Origin of the sequence: Paenibacillus radicibacter (assembly GCF_024721995.1) — a bacterium.
Lineage (GTDB): Bacteria > Bacillota > Bacilli > Paenibacillales > NBRC-103111 > Paenibacillus_AM > Paenibacillus_AM radicibacter.
The window spans coordinates 280500-300158 of the sequence record NZ_JANQBC010000002.1; the positions used below are offsets into that span (position 1 = coordinate 280500).

Sequence of the window (19659 nt, forward strand, 5' to 3'; positions counted from 1 at the left end):
ACAAGTGTGGGCTAAGAGAGCAAGCCAAGACCTTCTGTGGCAACTTCCTCAATCTCATGCGTGCGAACACGTCCCATAAGAGCTTCTACAGCGAGTTTCGGCTCCTTGCCTTCAAAGAGAACGCTATATAGTTCAGCTGTGATCGGCATATTCACTTCATATCGCTCTGCCAGATCTTTCGTAATGCGAGTCGTACGTACACCTTCTACAACCATACCTACTTTAGCAAGCATTTCATCCATGGTGAGTCCTTGTGCAAGTAGAGATCCTGCACGCCAGTTTCGGCTGTGCTGACTCGTACAAGTCGCAATTAAATCACCTACACCTGCAAGTCCCGCAAAAGTAAGCGGGTTCGCCCCCATCGCTACGCCAAGGCGTGCAATTTCAGCAATACCACGAGTCATTAGCGCTGCCTTCGCATTATCGCCAAAACCAAGACCATCTGAAAGACCTGCACCTAACGCAATAATATTCTTGAGCGCTCCGCCAAGTTCAACCCCCAGAACATCTGGATTCGTATAAACGCGGAACGACGATTTATTGATAAACAAATCTTGCGCACATTCGGCTGCCGTTATATCTTTTGCCGCAACTACGACAGTAGTTGGGCTATAGCGTATTACTTCTTCAGCATGACTTGGACCTGACAAACAGACGATTCTATCTGGATCATAATCTGGAAGCTCTGCTGCAATCACCTGTGTCATTGTATGTAAGGTGCCCGCTTCAAAACCTTTAGTCGCATGGATAATAAGAGCATCCGATCTCAAAAAAGGACGAATTGCTCCAGCCACTCCGCGCATTCCACTCGAAGGAACTACCATCACGACCGCATCCGCATCCGTTACCGCTTCTTCAAGCGAATTCGTCGCTACAATGCGATCAGATAACGTAATACCAGGCAAGAACTTGGAATTCTGATGCGTTTCATTGATTTCCTTTACTTGGGCTGCATTTCTAGACCAAAGAATAACAGTATGATCATTCTCCGCTAGTACTGAAGCTAGAGCAGTTCCCCACGAGCCTGCTACAAGTACGCATACTTTCCTAGACATCTGTGATATTCCTCCTCTACATGCTACTGTTTAGCGCCGATCTTGTTCTCTTTGCCTTTAACAAGCTTCACAATGTTGCTGCGATGACGAACAAAGGCAAATACTCCAATGATGATGCTGCCCCAGAAAATTTCAGGCGGCTTGCCCATTAGCCAAATAACAAGAGGTAAAAGTGCAGTAAACACGAGCGAGCCAAGCGAAACAAAACGGGTGAGCACAATGGACAAAATCGCAAAAACACCTGCAATTAGTCCCGGAACGAAACAGAGAGTCATCATCACACCGATTGTAGTCGCAATCCCTTTCCCACCACGAAAACCGAAGAAAATCGGCCAATTGTGACCAATAATGGATGCTAGACCACATAGTACGGCTACCCAAAGAACATCTGGTGAAACCCATTTACCAATCCATACTGCAATCACGGCTTTCAATACATCCAGTACAAGCACAAGAATTGCAGGTCCTTTTCCAAGAACCCGCAATGTATTCGTTGCTCCAGCGTTTCCGGAACCATGCTTGCGAATGTCGATGCCTTTGAACAACCTTGCAATAATAAAACTAAAGCTAATTGAACCTAGTAAATAACTGACGACAATCGCGATCACACTCTGCAAAGAAATTCTCTCCTATTCATCAGAGGATTTTCTGCGCGTAAAGATACGCAGCGGTGTACCTTCGAAACCGAAAGCTGCACGGATCTTGTTTTCCAAATAACGCTCATATGAGAAGTGCATGAGTTCCGGATCATTCACGAACAAGACGAATGCCGGAGGCTTCACAGCTACTTGTGTCACATAGTTAATGCGCATTCTTCTACCCTTGTCAGTCGGAGGTGAGTTCAGCGCAACTGCATCCGAGATCACATCGTTCAAGATGTGAGTCTGAATACGAATCGTGTGTTGCTCTGCCACTTGATTGACGAGTGGTAGAATGCGATTAAGTCGCTGCGTTGTTTTCGCAGATACGAACAAGATTGGCGCATACGTCATGAACAAGAAGTGATCACGAATTTTTTGTGTAAACTGTTGGAGCGTCTTATCGTCTTTCTCTACCGCATCCCATTTATTTACGACAAATATAGCCGCTTTTCCTGCTTCATGTGCATAACCTGCAATATGCTTGTCCTGCTCAATAATGCCTTCTTCACCATTAATGACAACAAGGATAACATCAGCACGTTCAATTGCTTTCATTGCACGCATCACCGAGTATTTTTCCATGTTCTCATAAACTTTACCGCGTTTACGCATACCTGCTGTGTCGATAATTACATACTTCTGACCATCTTTTTCAAAAGGAGTATCAATCGCATCACGCGTTGTTCCTGCTACATTCGATACAATCACTCGATCTTCACCAAGAATAGAGTTCACAAGTGAGGATTTCCCTACGTTCGGACGACCAATCAAAGCGACTTTAATCACTTCATCGCCATATTCATCATCCACATCTTCAGGGAAATGTTTCGCACATGCTTCTAATAGATCACCAATTCCGATTCCATGGGAACCCGAGATGGCAATTGGATCACCAAAACCAAGCGCATAGAATTCAAAGATCTCATCTTGACGCTTCAAGTTATCTACTTTGTTTACCGCTAGTACGACAGGCTTACCCGAGCGATACAAAAGTTGAGCAATCTCTTCATCGGATGCTGTTAATCCTGCTTTAGCATCTGCCATAAATACGATAACATCTGCCTCTTCAATCGCAAGTTCAGCTTGCATACGTACGGATCTTAATATTTCATTCTCGCCTTCAATTTCAATTCCACCTGTATCGATAACGCTGTATCCACGGTCAAGCCATTCTCCGAGTCCATACAAACGATCCCGAGTAACCCCGGGCATATCTTCAACAATGGCTAACCGATCGCCGATCATCCGGTTGAAAACTGTGGATTTACCAACATTCGGACGCCCTACGATTGCGATAATAGGTCTGGCCATTCTATTCAACTCCTTTGCTGTGTCGATCCCCATATGTAAATTTCATTAAAAAATTCACAACTACCATCATATCAAAAAAGTAGACGATTGGCTAATTATTTACCTGATTCGTGTGTAAAAAGGGGGAAATTACTAATGTTTAACCAAGATCATAGAACCATTCTTAAGGTCATGTGCCATCGCATCCATGATCTTCTCTAAGTTAAAAGCAGTTTGTTGCATCTCTTCTTCACTCTCTACATGAAAAATAGGTGCGCCACCTGCCACTTTGTCAGGGTGCATGGTTACGATAGCTAGAACGACCCCACTCATTAGGACTTCCTCCTTGCAGAAGATTCAGTTGGCATGCGTACAGCACTCTCAAGCATAGGTACACGTACAGCAGCAGCGAGTGCTTTATCCTTATCATAGTCTTGCGGCAAAATGAGTACACCGAGTGTACCATCATCTTTATCGAGTTTTGCAATCGGTATAAGTGACGGGTCACCCGAATCCCGATACACCCCTAAGATCGTCGAAATATCAAAGAGAATGGCTTGTCGCTGTCCTAAGTTTGCAAGTGTGGCACGACAATTAATATTTTTCGGCTTAAATAATAAACCAATGCCATGCTTGCGAATGATTTCTTGTGAATCCTTAAGACCAACATTCATCATGTAGATCGAGCCTACATATATATCTGGCCCTTCTACGCGCACTTCACCAATAGAGATTTCCGCAACTTCCGATAAACTCTTGCCTTTCTTAAGCCAATTCGCAAGTAACAAGGACAGCAGCCCCGCAGCGATACCAATGTACCAATGATAAAGAATAGCAAAGAATGTGGTCACGAATGCCGTAAGAATAACAAGATAATTACGACCCTCAAATACCATGGCAATCCCTTCAATGTAGGTCGTACCGCGTGTAACAAGCTCCATCTTGTCCATTTGCAATAAACTTTGACGTTCCATATTACGTACATCACGAAACTGTTGTGCTGCGAGGGACAAGAACGTAATCGCCGTATAATCTTTATTGAGTAGAGATGGGACCGCAACCGCACCTAACCCTGCTGCAATAACACCAAGCGCAATATGAATGATTTTGCCATGTGGATAGGTAGGGTATTGCCTGTAATCCGTACGCAACATCGTAAGCCTCGCAATAATACCGAATGCAACTCCAAGCGTTATGCCCAGCGTATACTCCTCTAAAAATGACCAGTTCATTCTTTCGTCCCCCGACTTCTGAGTGCTGATACACGATTTGTTATGAATTTAACGCCTACTAGGATCGATTGTAGCAATTGAGAAGCTATACTCACAGTGATCAAAACCAACCACCATGTATCTTGAAAAATAGCAGACCCGAGGGAAATCGGTGCTTCGCTTCGGTGTAATAAATGATGTCCGAAGTCCCCAACCAACACGCCGATCGCGACACTCACCATTTGGATTGTATTTCCCCTGCGCATGAGAACAGCAAGAAGGGACATTCCAAGCGCGGCGTCCCAGCCAGCATTCCAGATGATAAACACAGGATCAGTCGCAAACAGCTCAAGCAGTAGCATATACACCATACCAAGAAGAACACCGGACACAACCATATACATCTGCATGAGAGGAGAATTGACTTTGATACAAGCATATACGCATAGTGCAAGCCCTACGATAAAGCTGCCGTTCACTTCTAGTAACCCTTGCCCGAATTTCAATTGTGAGCCAATGAGCCATAACATAAAAAAAAGAAGTATTTCTTTGTGCGAGACATGACGCAGAAATACTTCTTTCCATCCGCTTGCTAACATAATTAGCGTAATACAGATAAGAATGAGCGACAGGTATCCTGGATTCATATGTTTATCACCTTATAAGACCGTATTTCTGCCGTGGCAGAGTTTGATCTTAGTATGGCAATAACACCAAATTTTACTCCTTAATCCCTTCGCTTCGCATATTCAGTTATCGATATTCCACGAGCTGTACACCACTGCGCTGTTTCGCCGCTGATTACAACGGGTACACCACCCAGCTGTTTCACCGTTGGAGTTCCAAGTGCCGTCATTAATAGAATGATTCCTTCGTGAAGCTCATCTACATACGTATGTAATGCATCTAACCCTTCTGTTTGCAGCACACGAAGGAATGCACCGGCCATACCAATCGCAGAAGCACCAGCACCTAGCGCTTTGACAATATCATGGGCGCCTGTAATTCCGCCTGAAGCCATAACAGCCCCTCGCGGAAACACGGATAGTCCTTCTAATAGCGCAATACTGGTCTTGCTGCCCCAGCTATTGAGCCAATCTAGTGGAACATCTCTTCTAGCATTCTCGATCTCCGCAAAATTCGTTCCGCCTGTACCACCAACATCAATCGCTTTGACACCGACATCTTTAAGTTTTTGCGCACCCTCACGCATAATGCCAAATCCAACTTCCTTGACGATAACAGGGACGCCTACTTGATCCACAATGCGCGCAATTCGGTCTAACATCCCACAGAAATCACGATCTCCTTCTGGCATGATCAGCTCTTGCATCACGTTCAAATGAATTTGCAAGGCATTAGCCTCAATCATCTCCACGGCATCAAGCGCCTGCTGTAGCGTTGCTTCACTACCAAGATTGCCGAAGACAATACCATCTGGATTCACCTTCCGCACAACTTCATAGGAAGCACGAACGGATTTATCCTTAATAGCTGCCATCTGAGAACCTACTGCCATTGCCAGCTTCTTCTCATGAGCCACTATTGCCAATTGCCTGTTAATTTGCTCCGTTTCTTGTGATCCACCTGTCATCGCATTAATAACAATAGGCGAGCTCAGATTGAGTTCGCCTATTGTTGTGTGAAGCTGTATCTGCTTCATAGATGTATCAGGTAGACAGTTATGCACAAGACGGAAGTCCGCTAACCCCTGTTGTCCTGTTTGACCCAGGCGCAGCGCATGAAGCACATGCTCCATTTTCCTAGAAGTGCGCATTGCTGTGACTCCTTTAACTTTTCTATTATTGTTTGTTCAATTATTGTTTGAATTTGGATAGCAAATCACCAAAACGATCGCCAAGTGTCGTTGTCATTGATTGCTTGTTCATTGTAACATTCTCATTGTTCTCGATGTCTTTCAAGTGTGCATTGTTGTTTCCGCGGTCGCCGCGAGGTGCACGTTCTGTACGCTCTGGCTTCGCTTCAACTTCTGGAGCCTCTTCTGTTTCTTTGATGGACAAGGAAACGCGCTTCTCAGCAGCATTTAGATCCAAGATTTTCGCTTGAACTTCTTGACCTTCTTTCAAAATTTCATGAGGCGTACCGATATGACGGTGAGCGATTTGAGAAATGTGTACAAGACCTTCAACGCCTGGTGCGATTTCTACGAATGCACCGAAAGTAGCAAGACGCTTAACTGTACCTGTTACGATATCGCCAACATTAAATTGGGACTCAGCTGTATCCCAAGGACCCGCTTGAGTTGCTTTGATGGATAGAGAAACTTTGTCTTTCTCTGGCTCCACTTTCAATACTTGTACTTTCACTTTGTCGCCTTCTTTAACAACTTCAGAAGGGTGTGCAATGTGATTCCAAGCCATCTCGGAAATATGAACAAGGCCATCGATTCCACCGATATCAATGAACGCACCGAACTGAGTCAAGCGTTGAACCGTACCTTCGAATAATTGACCAACTTGAATGCTTTCGATGATTTCTTTTTTCTTCACTTCGTATTCTTCATCCAAAATGTCTTTTTGAGAAAGAATCACTTTGTTCTTCTCACGATCGATTTCTTTCACTCTTAGGCGAAGGGAACGACCTTTGTAGTCGGAGAAATCTTCTACGAAATGACGTTCAACCATGGAAGCTGGTACGAAACCACGAACGCCGATATCAACCACTAAACCGCCCTTAACAACTTCAGCAACTTTAGCTTCGATAATGGATTTATCTTCTAATTGTGTATTTAGTGTTTCCCATGCTTTTTCGCTGTCAATCGCACGCTTAGAAAGTGTTAGTTCTTCTTTCGCATCGTTGATGCCGATTACTTTTACTTGTACTTCTTGACCGACTTCAACTGCGTTAGTAGCAGTGTCGATTCCTACGGAAGATAGCTCTTTTAGTGGAATAATTCCATCGTATTTGTAACCAACGTCCACTAATGCTTGGTTGTCCTCAACCTTTACGATTTTACCTGTAACGATATCACCCTTTTTGAGTACGGATGCTTGGGACATAGCTAGTTCTGCCTCTGTTTGTTGTACATTCATTTCTTCTGACATTGATTAACCCTCCTAAGAGTTTCGCGGATTTGTTTCCAATTAATATTTATATCGTAAAACACGAGTTGAAGCTGGTAGTTTTTATAGGATTGTCATGATAAGTATCATTCCCAATTCATTGCTATTTAGCCGCCAACTCGCGAATCGAAACCATAATTTTCTCTGTTGCAAGTTCCAGATCATCGGAACAATCACTGAGATCAACTGGCTTACCATATCTCACCATCATTGGACGGAATAGTTTATAATTTCCAACAATCGCTGCTGGAATAACTACTGCACCCGACTTGATAGCAAACATCGCTGCGCCCTTTTTACCCATACCCTCTGTATTATTACGCGTTCCTGCTGGGAAAATCCCCATCACATTGCCTTCTTTAAGAAGGTTAATGGAGTGACGGATGGATTCTTTACTTACACCACCACGTTTAACAGGAAATGCGCCTAAATTACGAATAATAATTCCAAGTACAGGGATATCGAACAATTCCGCTTTCGCCATAAAGTGAACTTTGCGGTTTAGCGGGACACCAACAACAGGTGGATCTAGCAAGGAAATATGATTCGAGCATAGCAGCACCGGACCATCTTTGGGAATATTATGTAATCCCTCGGTTTTCATACGGAAAATCACTGCAAACACCATAATCAGCAATCTTCGAACAACGCGGTAGAACATCTAGCTAATCCCTCCCAGCACACGACTACGACACAAATCTAAGATTTGTTCAACCACTTGCGCGATTGTCATGCTCGTACTATCTAGCAAAATGGCATCTTCAGCACGAACAAGTGGCGAAATTTCACGATTCTCATCAATGTGATCTCGTCTAGCAATATCTTGTTCTAGTTCTGCTAGTGTTAGTTCTGGTCGTTCAACTTGAAGTTCAGCAAATCGTCGTTCTGCTCGTTTGGTAACAGAAGCTGTTAAGAAAATTTTCATTTCAGCATCAGGAAGTACATGTGTACCAATATCCCGACCATCCATGACGATCCCCTTCTCAGCAGCCATTTGTTTCTGCTTCTCGACAAGTAACTTTCTAACTTCACCGATACTTGCGATATAAGAAACAAAGTTCGTAACCTCGCTACTACGGATATCACTTGTTACATCCTGTCCATCAACAAAGACAAGCTGTCCGTTTGCACCTGGCATGAGAGAAATATCCATCCCTTGTGCAACCTCAGTGATTTCCTTGATTTGTTCAATTAATAGGCCTTCCTGAAGTACCTTCCATGTGACAGCTCGATACATCGCTCCAGTGTCCACATAAATAAATCCTAGCTGATTGGCGACAAGTCTGGCTATCGTACTCTTACCAGCACCTGCAGGTCCGTCAATAGCGATATTAAAGCGTCTCAATTCTCGGCAACCTCCTACAACAACCTTACCCTGCTGAAACCGCATTACAATGGTACAAATGCGCTTTAAGTAGCTTTCGAACAAAAAAGCAGGCTCAGCCTGCTACCGAACAAGATTATACCATACTTGCCGCATCCATGCAAAAAGAGTCCTTACTATTTTCCCTTATTTTACAAAATCTCGCACCCTATTTTGCTCACGAACATAGGGGACTCCTTCTAGTTGATCTACAGAAGTTATTAAAGAGCGTAGCCCCTGCATTTGTAATAAACATTGAAAGACAAATAGTGCAATTCCAAGTACAATTGCAACTCGAAGTAACATTCGATCGATATTGTAATTCATCATATGCCGCCACATCCCTAATCGCTTCCTCTCCAATCTAGATGAAAGAGATCGCTCTCACTTGAGAACGATCTCACGGATCTCTTATTACTTGCCTGCGTCCTTATCTTTATCCTCAAGGGATTCCACTTTCTCTTCATTCCCACTGCTGGAATTAATGAACACACGATATTGTGTCTTATTCATCGTTCCTGCAAATTCGTAACAGAGCACTTCATCACGAACATCATTCTGGATGACAGCTAGACGTTCACGGCTAATCTTCAACTTCGGACTCAAACTTTTACGAGCTTGTTCCACCGTGATTGCCGGTTTCTTTATCTCACGCTTCTTATTCATGTTATATACATAATCAGAAGCTTGAAGACCTGTAATATCGCCGTTATCCAGTGCTATACGAATGACCAGCTTCTCTGGATAAATGATGACATCGTCCTGCAAGGTAGCAAACGTTAAGTTCGCAACATTCTGGTAGTCATCATAAGAAACAGCTTGCATGTTCTTATAGTCATGCTTATCCAAGAATCCCTTGGCGATCTCGATTGCTTCATCTACACTCTTCGTCGCAGCCCCAACCTCACGAGGGTTCATATAGAAAATAGGGTGACCGCCTTTTCTCGTATAATCCATCTGATTGGTACTTTTGCCGTCTGAGCTTGTAATGTTCGCGGAATAAGATTGGTATTTCGAATCTTTGGTACCATTCTCAACGACTTTCACATTCCCTGGATCAACTGCCCAGAACTCAGCTGCTTTTTTCTTAATATCTTCAACAGTAGCATCTGTACCTGTCAACTTGGATTTGTCATGCGTCTGATGAATGTTTACAATCGACGGATCGAATTCAACATCCTTGTATTCACTCACTTGTTTCTCCATCGTCTGGAAGCCATCGAGGATCAAGTTATCTTGTGGCCCTTTATTCTGGGATAACTTCATTTCGACATCCGCCCAACTCACACCCTTAGCAAGCACTTTATCCTGCATGCCGCGCAGCATATCCGAAATTTCCGTAGAATGACCATACAAGGACTGTAACATTTCTGATTCTTTGTCCGTTAGCGGTTTTTCAGAGAAGTTACGAATACCTGCTCGATAAGAGAAGTTCGATAAGTTCGCAAGAAACTCATCTGTTTTGTTAAATTCCATTCCCATGAGCGGCATTTGAGTCATTTCGTTACGCGCTTCGCTTGTGATACGCCAGATGTTAACTAGCCCTTTGCGATACGTGTCAGTGGAAGTGGAGTTCATCGCAAGCGTATTTCCCAGTTCCGTATGTAGCCTGTCCACATGATAAGACAAGTTATGGAAGGATCGCTGATATTGATTCTCCGCTTTGACCATAATTTTATTTCTTTTTTGTACTTCGTTGAATCCCCATGCTGCAGTAATGATGAGCGCTATTGTAACAATGGGAAACATAATTGAACTTATTCTTCTGTACATAATGTAATAATCTCCTTTCGCTTGACCCTCATTTAACGGTAGTCTCTGCCAAGGAATTAACATTTATGCACAAATCCCCCTACAAAAAGCGCAAAAAAAGAGGACTGCTACTTTGCAATCCTCTTCAGTCTATTTTCTCAATATCCAAGTCATGAACATTTTCACAAATACATTGTTTAAATCCTGTTTCAATGCGTCCTCGATCCTGTTTACCGCGAAGAATAAATCTCTCTCCGCACCGCTTGCAGTGAATCGCTATTTTGACACGACCTCTTATCAACCGAATCTCCCCCTACGCGCATACTCTTATTGACAGTATGGACGGAGTTAACCCGTTTTAACCTCTTCATCTCTTTTCAGTACACGAAGTGGTGAACGATCATTCGCTCGTTCTACTTTCCACATCGTCCGCATCCATAAGAAAATCATAAGTGGAATGATAAACCAGAGCCAATATGTTTTCGACATCATCATGATGTAATCGAACAATCCGTGCCAGAAAGCAGGAAGTGCAAGTGCCATAAACATATATCTACGCTGTTTGTCTGGATTGAATTTGGCTTTACCAATATAGTATCCCATGAATACTCCGAACAAGGCATGACCCGAGACCGGAAGTAAAGCACGAATAAGTAAGGCTGAGAAAGTAAACGTATTGAGCAGCGCATACATAATATTTTCCAAAGTAGCGAAGCCAAGACTTACCGCCGTTGCGTATACAATCCCATCATAAGGCTCGTCAAATTGATCGTTTCGATAAATGACGTGATAGAGCAGGAACCATTTCAGAAACTCCTCAATACCGCCAGAATACCCGAATGCAAAGACAAGTTCACTACCCGTTCCGAACTCTTCCATGAACACATGCTGCAGCATCATCGACGGAATAACGAGCAGTGCGCCCAGAATAAATACTTTCATCACGACGCGTATAGGCTCTGTTTCGTACCGATCTTTTAAGTAAAAATAGGCTAGCAAAGACAAACCAGGGGCTATCGCAGCCATTAATATAGCCAAAATATTCAATTCGCGTTTGCCCCTTTCTTAATAAAACCTGTATGCAAAAATAGAAACAAGCATATTCCAACGATTGGGATGCTTGTTTGTGATTGTCAGTATTCACTTATTCATTGTTTCGCTTACGTTTACTATTTAAAGTGCTGAATCAACACTTCTATAGCCTGATCGCTAATGACCGTAGTGCCATATTCTTGAACGACCGCCTGAGTCACTGAAGTCGCCTCGCCATACTCCGATAAAATTGCAATTAGTGTGCTATATTTGTCTTCTTCTAAATTCACTTCTTCAAACTGAAGCATCCACTTCTCCCTATACTTATACAGCGACCCGCCACTGCTTAGTATCGGTTCAATTAATTGGATAGCTCCAAGCACATCCTCGAAGTCGCGGAAAGCATACGATATGAGATCGCTCTGCTCCAACATAACTTCCATTTCATAGACTTCATCAGCTTCTGCTTCATCATACCCCTCTTCGTGGCGATTATGATGAAAGCTTAACTTACCAGACGTAACGATAACGACCATTCCTTGTGCAGGTAGTGAGAATACTTCTACAGCCAGTGGACCCGAGGGATCGAAACCAAGCTCAGCATATGCTTGATCCATCATTTCCATGAACAGGGCTCGAAGTTTCATCGATTCTTGCAGCATATCATCCTTAGGAATGCCTCGTTCCGATAAATCGTCAAACGTAAGGAAAATCCGAATCTTGTCCTGACTTAAACGCTCCATCTTCATGACAGGATTCCCCCCTTTGTAATGACACCTTCTTCTTTAATTATAAAATATGAGAATCGAATTCAAAAGGTGTGTACGTAGGAACATGCTTGTACTCGCGTTTTCCTTATTCCATTATGTTACCATGATTTTAGGCCTATTGCATCAAAAAGTAGTCAAAGACCCAGTCCAAGGATCAATTTTGCTCGTCCTTAGGCTGGGTCTAATCGTTTACTTACTTCTTAGCTTGCTCAATCACTTGTTTAACTGCATCGAGAACCGCTTGGCTGGATTTCGTTGCACCTGCTAACGCATCAATACCATCCGTCGTTTGTTTCTTGATGATGTCAGGAATCGTATTATCTTTGACGCCAACCATCATACTTTCTGTCTCACCATGGTTTACAATATCAATTTTGTCAATTTTACCTTTACTAACATTAACGGAAACAACAACTTCACTCTCGTTGCCATCCCCTTTACCTTCATAAGTTCCATCTTTATACTGCCCTGAACAACCTACCAACATAAGGAATACAAGCATGATTGCTGCTATCTGTACGTTCTTCTTTTTCATTTCTAAAATCCACCCTTCATACTCTCATTCATACGATTTTACTTTTTCAATTCCTTCACAGCTTCGGCTGCACCTATACGGCCAAAAGTAGTAATATCCGCAAGTGCGTTACCACCTAAACGGTTTGCGCCATGTACGCCACCAGTTACCTCTCCCGCTGCGAACAAGTTCGGAATTACATTACCTTCTTTATCAAGCACTTGCGCTTTCGTATTCGTAACAATTCCACCCATTGTATGGTGAATACCAGGCGTAATTTCAATTGCATAGTATTTGCCCTTCTCGAGAGACAACTTTAAGCTGTCACGTCCGAAAGCATCATCTTTCTTATTTGCGATGAATCCATTATAAGATTTGATTGTTTGTTCAAGCGAAGCTGCATCCACTTTAATTTGGCTAGCCAAGTCAGCGATTGTGTCAGCTTCCTTAACTAACTTTTGTTTGAAATAGGCTTCTGTTGCATGGTTTTTCTTCACGAGTTCATCATTGAAGATCAAGTAAGCATGTTTCCCTGGCTGTGCAAGAATGTTCTGCGATACAACATCACGAGTCAGAAGCTCATTTGTGAAACGCTTACCTTCTTCATTAACAAGAATCGCACCATCTCCTCGTACACCTTCTGTAATTAAAATTCCTTGACCAGGAATTGTTGTCGGGTGAATTTGGATGTGTTCCATATCAACAAGATTAGCGCCGATTTTCTCTGACATCTGAATGCCTTCACCAAGTGCACCCGGTGCATTCGTCGTCTTGAAGTCAGCTAGTTTAGCATCAAACTCTTTAATCATATCGAAATTGGAACCAAAACCGCCTGTTGCGATCATCACTTTCTTTGCATCAATTGTGTATTCTTTGCCTTCTTTATTCTTCGCTTTAACACCTGTTACTTCACCTTTGTCATTCTTCAAAATTTCAGTTGCTGACGTGTTCATGCGTAGATCAATTTTCAACTCATCAATACGTTTCTTAAGAGCAACAACCATGAAGTTTCCTGCCGCTTCGCCACCTTCAGGACGGTGAATACGATCCACACTTGCACCGCCAGCACGGCCTACTTCAGATAGTGGAGCGCCATTTTCTTTTAAGAAAACAATGGAATCTTTCGCTTGTTCCGTCAATGTTTTAACCATTTCCGGATTGTTCAGATTCTTACCACCTTTCATCGTATCTTCAAAGAACAGCGTTGCGTTGTCTTCAATGTTAGCAGCTTTCTGATATTCTGTTCCTGCTGCATTCAATCCGCCTTCAGCACGAGCTGTGTTACCACCTACAAAAGGCATCTTCTCTAGCAATACGACTTTTGCTCCTTGATTATGGGCTTCGATTGCAGCGGTCATACCTGCACCACCTGCACCGATAATAACAAGATCAGTTGATTCTTTCTTGTCACCGCACGCAGTTAGACCAAGTGCCAGTGCCAAAGTCAAACACACGGATACTACTTTTTTCATTATGTACTGCCCCCTATATCTTCTCTAAAATATTATGTTTGTTCTTTTTTTCACAAGAACTCATACATCATATAAGCAACCTGATAGCGTTGTATGTGAAAGTAATCACAACGTATGATGAGTACTTAGCAATAACTTCTAAGTTCTAACAACAAAAAAACATAGCCTGCCTATTAAAGGCAAGCTATGTTTTCTCCTTCAGTCCGAGGGACTTTAGGTCAATGCGAAGTGGAATGAGAACTGGAATTCGTCTTCATAATTTCGCTCACAACTTTTTTAAGTTGTGGGTCTTTGGAGATCATATCCTTGACCTTGCGAAATCCTTCCATCTCCGATTGTGTCTGTCCACCTTGCGAATGCTCTTGTGTCTGGGAATGCTCATCTGAATGTGAGCTTGACTGGGACTTTTGACCACCACAATGTTGGCTATGGCTCTCATGCGACGTATTTGTGGTTTTGCATGCACCTTGACTACTACCCATTTCCTTGAGCGTGTCACTTACACCGCCCATAATCGATTTCAGGCGATTTCGATTATCGGACTTACAACAACACATAACAACGGCAGCACCTACCATCGCACCGGCGATAAATGATCCTAATCGCATGTTTGTTCCCTCCATATGCAAGATGTTGAGACGTGTTTATTGTGCTACAACTTGCGAAGTCGCATCCTACTGAACAATAGGCAAAACAGAGGATTTTTGGCATGTATATGTGCTACAATATGTAACGACCAAATAATCAAACTATTCGATAAAGACAGGAGATTTATACTAATGAACAAGAGCTTAATCACGATCTTAACCTTAACGTTACTGCTAACCGCTTGTGGGAACGAAAAAGCTCAAACTGCAGCATCTCCAAGTGCAGCTCCCACCGCAAGTCCTGTAGTTTCAACACCCGCACCAACTGCGAGTGCCTCTCCTGCTCCAACGCCAGAAGCAACTACTGTACCCAAAACGTATCACATGAACAAAAATTATGACATCGTCCCGAATGACCCTTCTGGAAATAAGAAGGTCGTTCTTCTAACGATAGATGATGGTCCAAAAGAGCAAGCTATGATTGATTCCTTAATCGATACACTCGATAAACATAAAGCCAAAGCGATCTTCTTCATGAATGGCTATCGGATTAAACAACACCCTGAGCTGCTGAAACGCATCTATGACCGCGGCCAAATCATCGGCAACCATTCATGGGATCATATCGAACTAAACAAACAAACCAATGCCAAGATCGATCAACAAATTGGCGATGTACAGCAAATCATGAAAGATACGGTCGGCGTAACACCACAATTTTTCCGTGCTCCACATGGTGCAGGTAATGCCTATGTTAAAGAAGTAACGAAGAAACACGGCATGCTCTATATGACTTGGTCCAATGGCTCGAAGGATTGGGAGATGACTAACAAGAAAAATAACCCAGAAGAAGTGATCACGAACGTCGTGAATCAACTTCATTCCGGGTCGAATATTTTAATGCATGAACTGCCGTGGACCGTAGAAGCCTTTGATAAATTGCTCACTACCCTTACGGAAAAAGGATACAGCTTCGTCGATCCGCGTGTGATCGAGCTAGAGATGAGGTAGCGCAAAGTCACTCTTTAAGTAAACTTATACCCCAGATCGTTAAGCCGATTACTAAAAGTACGAACAACGCCACCAATATACGATAAAAGATGACAGCCACTTTCACTTTCTCTGAAGGGTGTACTTGCTTTCTTGGAGGTAAGAAATGACTGTCATCTTCTATTTCATGCTCATGTTCATGCTCAATTTCATTTTCCATAAGTTTCGGTTGTTCCATTATTTGTCCTCCTTGCTGTAGCGGATAATGCAGCCTGAAATAAAATCTATGAAGAAGTGCGCTAAGATTGGAGTCCAGAGTGTGCCGGTGTACGCATACATCCAGCCAAGTCCATACGATATACAAAATACCATTCCTGTCATCAGCCAGTGCTTCAAATATCTAACATGAATAAGTGCAAATAGAATACTCGTCCAATAAGGACCTATTAATCCGCCAATCGCTCCACGAAATAAAACTTCCTCGCAAAAAGCAACGATTATCGAGATTACAGCGATGTGCCAGAGTGATCTGTTACCGAATAGTCGTTTATTCATCCCACCGTCATCAAGCACATCTTTAGGTGCAAATCGTGACACGACAAAATCCATGACTAGTACAGCCACTGCGCAACCAATTCCCCACAGTACTATTTTCCAACCTAGTTGAAGAGAAAACATCGCATTTAAGTTTGGTTTCATAAACAGCAGCATGATTGCTCCGATAATGAGTACAACAAGCTGTGTCGCATATAAATTTATTAATAAGAGTCGGTCATTAATATCGCTTAATGAAGGAGTTGTTAGTTTCCATTTTTTAAAATCTATCTTTTTCAAAGCTACTCCACCTGCCTATTGTTCTCTTCCCATTTCCAACATTTTCACCTATACTTATGGCAATTACATAATTAAGGAGAGTTATGATGGAAAAACGACTAACTCGTACAGATTATTTAATCGCCACGCTCACAATATTTATGCTAGTCTGTGTGCTTGGTGCATTCTTCATTGGCTTCAAAATAGGCAAAGACCGTACAGACAAGCAGTGGCAACAAGTTGCAACACAAGAAGCAAAGGCTAATTCGCAGATCCAATCGTATGATCAACAACAATTAGCGCTATTCTATCACTCTATTTATATACCTTATAAAAACTTTCAAAGCAAATGGTTTCAAACCGAAGACGAATTAGGTAGAAATTCACAGACCGTTAATAGTGCGAACGCCGTTAAAGATCTCGTTAAACTTGCCGATTCCATTCAAAAAGAATTACAAGATAAATCAATGCCTGAGAACTCACCGCTCTTGCAACAAGCGAGTAGTCACTATCAGACAAGCCTTCAATCGTTTAATAAAGGACTTCAGTCTTTTGTAGCTAAAGCGAATTCAATGCCAGGCACAGATTTAATTCACGCCATGAGCGTTGATGCACAGCTCCAGGAAGCCAAGAAATCTGCGCTAACCGCACAAAAAGAATATTACACCTCAATTGTCAAATGGCAGCAATCTAATAATCCGAAAGCAGCAAGTAAATCATTAGATTCTACGAAAAAGATTAGCTTTGAGGAATGGAACACTAGCAACATACATATGAAAAATGAGTATATTGCTACACTCATGCTTCAATCCGGTAGCTACAGTGAATACTTGCCACACGATATGACAGCTCGAATCGATGAATTGTTAGCCAAAGGTGAAATGCAAAATTTAGGCATCTCTGATGTTCCTGCGGCTGTGCAATTGTTGAATGGGACGAACGCAGTTCGGACAGACTATTTTACGAAACTAAAAGCGAAATATGCACAAGAAACTCTGCCTAATGTGCCTTTTTTTCAATGAGACTAGCATACCTTTAATATTTAAAGCGAGTCAAGGTTATGGCTTAGAGGCAATTTTGTCATAATTGTGTCTACACTTTTTGACTATTGACAACATTTTAACCCCCGTGATACATTGTTAAAAATTATTTATATCAAAGCGTTGATGGAGCCAAGCAAAAGATACGTTGTCAGAGAGCCGATGGATGGTGTGAATCGGTAACATTCTTAGGCGGAGCACTCCGGAGCATTTTATTGAACGCAAACTCTTTTGCAAGTAGATGAAATCGATTAGAACTCGTTATCGTTCTCTAAGGCTGTAAGCAGCAATGCACAGCGAATTAGGGTGGCACCACGAAAGATAACTCTCGTCCCTTTATACGGTATTCGTATGAAGGTCGGGAGTTTTTTTATTTCTACTAGACAGACAAAAAAAACAATTTTTTTGAGGGGGAAACCATATGTTCAAGGTATTAGTATCCGATCCAATCAGTGATTTAGGTATTCAAAAGCTTTATGATGCAGAAGATGTAGAAGTCGTTAAGCAAACAGGCTTATCAGAAGATGAACTTGTCGAAATCATCGGCTCGTTCGATGCCCTTCTCGTACGTTCGCAAACAAGAGTTACCGAGAAGATTATGCAAGCAGGTACGAACCTAAAAGTGATTGGTCGCGCTGGTGTTGGGGTAGACAATATCGATCTAGAAGCAGCAACAAGACGCGGTATCGTAGTAATCAATGCGCCAGACGGCAATACAATTGCAACTTGTGAACATACATTTGCGATGTTAATGGCAGTTGCCCGCTCCATACCACAAGCCTACAAGAAAACAGTTGGTGGTCAGTGGGATCGCAAAACATTTGTCGGCGTTGAACTTCGCAACAAAGTCCTTGGTGTTGTTGGGATGGGACGTATCGGTTCTGAGGTGGCTAAACGCGCGAAAGTATTCGGTATGGATGTTCTTGGCTATGACCCCTTCTTAACAGAAGAACGTGCTGACAAACTTGGCGTGAAGCTGTGTACGGTTGATGAAATTGCAAGCCAAGCTGATTTCATTACGGTTCACACTCCACTTACGAAAGAAACGCGCCACATTATCAGTACTCCACAATTTGCGCTCATGAAACAAGGCGTACGTGTAATCAACTGTGCACGCGGCGGTATTATCGATGAGAAGGCACTAGTTGAAGCGATTGATAAAGGAATTGTAGCAGGAGCTGCATTCGACGTATTTGAAGAAGAGCCGCCAGCTGCTGATCATCCATTTCTGAACAATCCAAAAATTATCGTTACCCCACATCTTGGTGCTTCTACAATTGAAGCGCAAGAAAACGTAGCTATTGATGTATCTGAAGAAGTGCTACACATCTTACGTGAACAACCATTCAAGAACGCGGTAAATATGCCGCAAGTTCCTAGTAATGTATTCAATAAATTACAACCTTACTTTAGCTTAGGTGAGAAAATCGGCCGAATTTTGGGTCAAATTACAATTGGTGCTGTGAGCGAGATTGTCGTGAACTACTCCGGTGATCTTGTCGATGTGGATACATCTCCACTAACTCGTCACATTGTAATGGGTGTATTCGCGAACAAGCTTGAAGGGGTTAATATCGTTAATGCGATGCACTTAGCTAAAACGCGTGAAGTCAACATTATTGTGAACAAGTCTTATTCCAATTCCACATTCACAAACTTGGTTACGGCAACAGTACGCACGAAAAATGAACAAAAAACATTGGCTGGTACACTACTTAGCAGTTTCGGTGAGCGTATCGTCCAAATTGATCAATATCCAGTGGATTTCTCACCTGAAGGCAATCTCATGCTGATCTCCCATAAAGATAAGCCAGGTATGATTGGACGTGTAGGAACACTGCTTGGTGACAACCAGATCAACATTGCGACGATGCAAGTAGGACGTCAAGAGATTGGTGGTTCCGCGATCATGCTTCTTACGATTGATAAGGCAGCAGGAACTGACGTGATTCGCATTCTCGAAGAATTGCCGGAAATTGTCAATGTACGCGAAATGACATTATAAGTGTTTCACGAACAACAAGATTAATAGGTTCCATTCTACAA

23 protein-coding genes and 1 other annotated feature are annotated in these 19659 nt (G+C 42.6%); of the genes, 3 read left to right on the forward strand and 20 right to left on the reverse strand.

Annotated features, from left to right (window positions below; all coding sequences use genetic code 11):
- Positions 1-11 precede the first annotated feature (11 nt).
- The 18 genes from NV379_RS06520 to NV379_RS06605 all read right to left on the reverse strand — a co-directional run bounded on the left by NV379_RS06520 (position 12) and on the right by NV379_RS06605 (position 14791).
- The gene (locus NV379_RS06520; protein ID WP_258206480.1) at positions 12-1055 is read right to left on the reverse strand and encodes an NAD(P)H-dependent glycerol-3-phosphate dehydrogenase; all 1044 of its coding nucleotides are present in this window, start codon (positions 1053-1055) and stop codon (positions 12-14) included.
- 23 nt (positions 1056-1078) lie between these two features.
- Positions 1079-1672: a glycerol-3-phosphate 1-O-acyltransferase PlsY gene (plsY, locus tag NV379_RS06525; protein ID WP_258206481.1), complete on the reverse strand. Its 594-nt coding sequence runs from the start codon at positions 1670-1672 to the stop codon at positions 1079-1081.
- 12 nt (positions 1673-1684) lie between these two features.
- Entirely contained in the window at positions 1685-3007 is a 1323-nt protein-coding gene (der, locus tag NV379_RS06530) for a ribosome biogenesis GTPase Der (RefSeq protein ID WP_258206482.1), read from the reverse strand.
- 132 nt (positions 3008-3139) lie between these two features.
- Positions 3140-3319 carry a capping complex subunit for YIEGIA gene (locus NV379_RS06535; protein ID WP_258206483.1) on the reverse strand — a complete coding sequence of 60 codons (180 nt, stop codon included), beginning with the start codon at positions 3317-3319 and terminating at the stop codon, positions 3140-3142.
- A complete protein-coding gene (locus NV379_RS06540; protein WP_258206484.1) occupies positions 3319-4218 on the reverse strand; it encodes a YIEGIA family protein in 900 nt (299 codons plus the stop codon). The genes NV379_RS06535 and NV379_RS06540 overlap by 1 nt, the downstream gene beginning before the upstream one ends.
- The gene (locus NV379_RS06545) at positions 4215-4844 is read right to left on the reverse strand and encodes a YphA family membrane protein (protein WP_258206485.1); all 630 of its coding nucleotides are present in this window, start codon (positions 4842-4844) and stop codon (positions 4215-4217) included. Before NV379_RS06545 ends, NV379_RS06540 begins: the two co-directional genes overlap by 4 nt.
- Positions 4845-4924: 80 nt before the next feature.
- Entirely contained in the window at positions 4925-5974 is a 1050-nt protein-coding gene (gene fni, locus NV379_RS06550) for a type 2 isopentenyl-diphosphate Delta-isomerase (protein ID WP_258206486.1), read from the reverse strand.
- Positions 5975-6014: 40 nt separating this feature from the next.
- The gene (rpsA, locus tag NV379_RS06555; protein WP_258206487.1) at positions 6015-7262 is read right to left on the reverse strand and encodes a 30S ribosomal protein S1; all 1248 of its coding nucleotides are present in this window, start codon (positions 7260-7262) and stop codon (positions 6015-6017) included.
- A gap of 121 nt (positions 7263-7383) precedes the next feature.
- A complete protein-coding gene (locus NV379_RS06560; RefSeq protein WP_258206488.1) occupies positions 7384-7941 on the reverse strand; it encodes a lysophospholipid acyltransferase family protein in 558 nt (185 codons plus the stop codon).
- A complete protein-coding gene (gene cmk, locus NV379_RS06565) occupies positions 7942-8625 on the reverse strand; it encodes a (d)CMP kinase (RefSeq protein ID WP_258206489.1) in 684 nt (227 codons plus the stop codon).
- 165 nt (positions 8626-8790) lie between these two features.
- Positions 8791-8973 (reverse strand): DUF5359 family protein, encoded by a 183-nt coding sequence (locus tag NV379_RS06570; protein ID WP_258206490.1) that lies wholly within the window; start codon positions 8971-8973, stop codon positions 8791-8793.
- Between the two features lie 84 nt (positions 8974-9057).
- Complete coding sequence (gene ypeB, locus NV379_RS06575; protein ID WP_258206491.1) at positions 9058-10416, reverse strand: germination protein YpeB; 1359 nt, start codon at positions 10414-10416, stop codon at positions 9058-9060.
- A gap of 124 nt (positions 10417-10540) precedes the next feature.
- The gene (locus tag NV379_RS06580) at positions 10541-10696 is read right to left on the reverse strand and encodes a hypothetical protein (RefSeq protein ID WP_258206492.1); all 156 of its coding nucleotides are present in this window, start codon (positions 10694-10696) and stop codon (positions 10541-10543) included.
- A gap of 47 nt (positions 10697-10743) precedes the next feature.
- On the reverse strand, positions 10744-11421 hold the full coding sequence (prsW, locus tag NV379_RS06585; protein ID WP_308860254.1) for a glutamic-type intramembrane protease PrsW: 678 nt from the start codon (positions 11419-11421) through the stop codon (positions 10744-10746).
- A 143-nt stretch (positions 11422-11564) separates the two neighbouring features.
- Positions 11565-12176, reverse strand: a complete 612-nt coding sequence (locus NV379_RS06590) for a genetic competence negative regulator (protein ID WP_258206494.1) — start codon at positions 12174-12176, stop codon at positions 11565-11567.
- 214 nt (positions 12177-12390) lie between these two features.
- A complete protein-coding gene (locus tag NV379_RS06595) occupies positions 12391-12732 on the reverse strand; it encodes an FMN-binding protein (RefSeq protein WP_258206495.1) in 342 nt (113 codons plus the stop codon).
- Positions 12733-12770: 38 nt separating this feature from the next.
- Positions 12771-14183 (reverse strand): FAD-dependent oxidoreductase, encoded by a 1413-nt coding sequence (locus NV379_RS06600; RefSeq protein ID WP_258206496.1) that lies wholly within the window; start codon positions 14181-14183, stop codon positions 12771-12773.
- A gap of 218 nt (positions 14184-14401) precedes the next feature.
- Positions 14402-14791, reverse strand: coding sequence for a hypothetical protein (locus tag NV379_RS06605; RefSeq protein WP_258206497.1), 390 nt, complete (start codon positions 14789-14791; stop codon positions 14402-14404).
- 171 nt (positions 14792-14962) lie between these two features.
- Here NV379_RS06605 and NV379_RS06610 point away from each other — a divergent pair, with 171 nt between their 5' ends.
- Positions 14963-15781, forward strand: a complete 819-nt coding sequence (locus NV379_RS06610) for a polysaccharide deacetylase family protein (RefSeq protein ID WP_258206498.1) — start codon at positions 14963-14965, stop codon at positions 15779-15781.
- A 7-nt stretch (positions 15782-15788) separates the two neighbouring features.
- On the opposite strand, the gene NV379_RS06615 is transcribed toward NV379_RS06610, so the two are convergent.
- Both NV379_RS06615 and NV379_RS06620 read right to left on the reverse strand, forming a co-directional pair.
- Positions 15789-15998 carry a hypothetical protein gene (locus tag NV379_RS06615; RefSeq protein ID WP_258206499.1) on the reverse strand — a complete coding sequence of 70 codons (210 nt, stop codon included), beginning with the start codon at positions 15996-15998 and terminating at the stop codon, positions 15789-15791.
- A complete protein-coding gene (locus tag NV379_RS06620) occupies positions 15998-16594 on the reverse strand; it encodes a CPBP family intramembrane glutamic endopeptidase (protein WP_258206500.1) in 597 nt (198 codons plus the stop codon). The genes NV379_RS06615 and NV379_RS06620 overlap by 1 nt, the downstream gene beginning before the upstream one ends.
- 86 nt (positions 16595-16680) lie before the next feature.
- On the opposite strand from NV379_RS06620, the gene NV379_RS06625 reads away from it, so the two are divergent.
- Together NV379_RS06625 and serA are read left to right on the forward strand one after the other, a co-directional pair.
- Positions 16681-17595, forward strand: a complete 915-nt coding sequence (locus tag NV379_RS06625) for a hypothetical protein (RefSeq protein ID WP_258206501.1) — start codon at positions 16681-16683, stop codon at positions 17593-17595.
- Between the two features lie 132 nt (positions 17596-17727).
- Positions 17728-17952 (forward strand) — a binding site (T-box leader).
- An 82-nt stretch (positions 17953-18034) separates the two neighbouring features.
- A complete protein-coding gene (gene serA, locus NV379_RS06630; RefSeq protein ID WP_258206502.1) occupies positions 18035-19618 on the forward strand; it encodes a phosphoglycerate dehydrogenase in 1584 nt (527 codons plus the stop codon).
- The last annotated feature ends 41 nt before the right edge of the window (positions 19619-19659 follow it).

What these genes read in the sequence shown, in the direction of transcription:
- NV379_RS06520 (WP_258206480.1), bottom strand. Translation starts at nt 1,055, where the DNA reads ATGTCTAGGAAAGTATGCGTACTTGTAGCAGGCTCGTGGGGAACTGCT.
- der (WP_258206482.1), bottom strand. Translation starts at nt 3,007, where the DNA reads ATGGCCAGACCTATTATCGCAATCGTAGGGCGTCCGAATGTTGGTAAA.
- NV379_RS06535 (WP_258206483.1), bottom strand. Translation starts at nt 3,319, where the DNA reads ATGAGTGGGGTCGTTCTAGCTATCGTAACCATGCACCCTGACAAAGTG.
- NV379_RS06540 (WP_258206484.1), bottom strand. Translation starts at nt 4,218, where the DNA reads ATGAACTGGTCATTTTTAGAGGAGTATACGCTGGGCATAACGCTTGGA.
- NV379_RS06545 (WP_258206485.1), bottom strand. Translation starts at nt 4,844, where the DNA reads ATGAATCCAGGATACCTGTCGCTCATTCTTATCTGTATTACGCTAATT.
- fni (WP_258206486.1), bottom strand. Translation starts at nt 5,974, where the DNA reads ATGCGCACTTCTAGGAAAATGGAGCATGTGCTTCATGCGCTGCGCCTG.
- rpsA (WP_258206487.1), bottom strand. Translation starts at nt 7,262, where the DNA reads ATGTCAGAAGAAATGAATGTACAACAAACAGAGGCAGAACTAGCTATG.
- NV379_RS06560 (WP_258206488.1), bottom strand. Translation starts at nt 7,941, where the DNA reads ATGTTCTACCGCGTTGTTCGAAGATTGCTGATTATGGTGTTTGCAGTG.
- NV379_RS06570 (WP_258206490.1), bottom strand. Translation starts at nt 8,973, where the DNA reads ATGATGAATTACAATATCGATCGAATGTTACTTCGAGTTGCAATTGTA.
- ypeB (WP_258206491.1), bottom strand. Translation starts at nt 10,416, where the DNA reads ATGTACAGAAGAATAAGTTCAATTATGTTTCCCATTGTTACAATAGCG.
- prsW (WP_308860254.1), bottom strand. Translation starts at nt 11,421, where the DNA reads ATGGCTGCGATAGCCCCTGGTTTGTCTTTGCTAGCCTATTTTTACTTA.
- NV379_RS06590 (WP_258206494.1), bottom strand. Translation starts at nt 12,176, where the DNA reads ATGAAGATGGAGCGTTTAAGTCAGGACAAGATTCGGATTTTCCTTACG.
- NV379_RS06595 (WP_258206495.1), bottom strand. Translation starts at nt 12,732, where the DNA reads ATGAAAAAGAAGAACGTACAGATAGCAGCAATCATGCTTGTATTCCTT.
- NV379_RS06600 (WP_258206496.1), bottom strand. Translation starts at nt 14,183, where the DNA reads ATGAAAAAAGTAGTATCCGTGTGTTTGACTTTGGCACTGGCACTTGGT.
- NV379_RS06605 (WP_258206497.1), bottom strand. Translation starts at nt 14,791, where the DNA reads ATGCGATTAGGATCATTTATCGCCGGTGCGATGGTAGGTGCTGCCGTT.
- NV379_RS06610 (WP_258206498.1), top strand. Translation starts at nt 14,963, where the DNA reads ATGAACAAGAGCTTAATCACGATCTTAACCTTAACGTTACTGCTAACC.
- NV379_RS06615 (WP_258206499.1), bottom strand. Translation starts at nt 15,998, where the DNA reads ATGGAACAACCGAAACTTATGGAAAATGAAATTGAGCATGAACATGAG.
- NV379_RS06625 (WP_258206501.1), top strand. Translation starts at nt 16,681, where the DNA reads ATGGAAAAACGACTAACTCGTACAGATTATTTAATCGCCACGCTCACA.
- serA (WP_258206502.1), top strand. Translation starts at nt 18,035, where the DNA reads ATGTTCAAGGTATTAGTATCCGATCCAATCAGTGATTTAGGTATTCAA.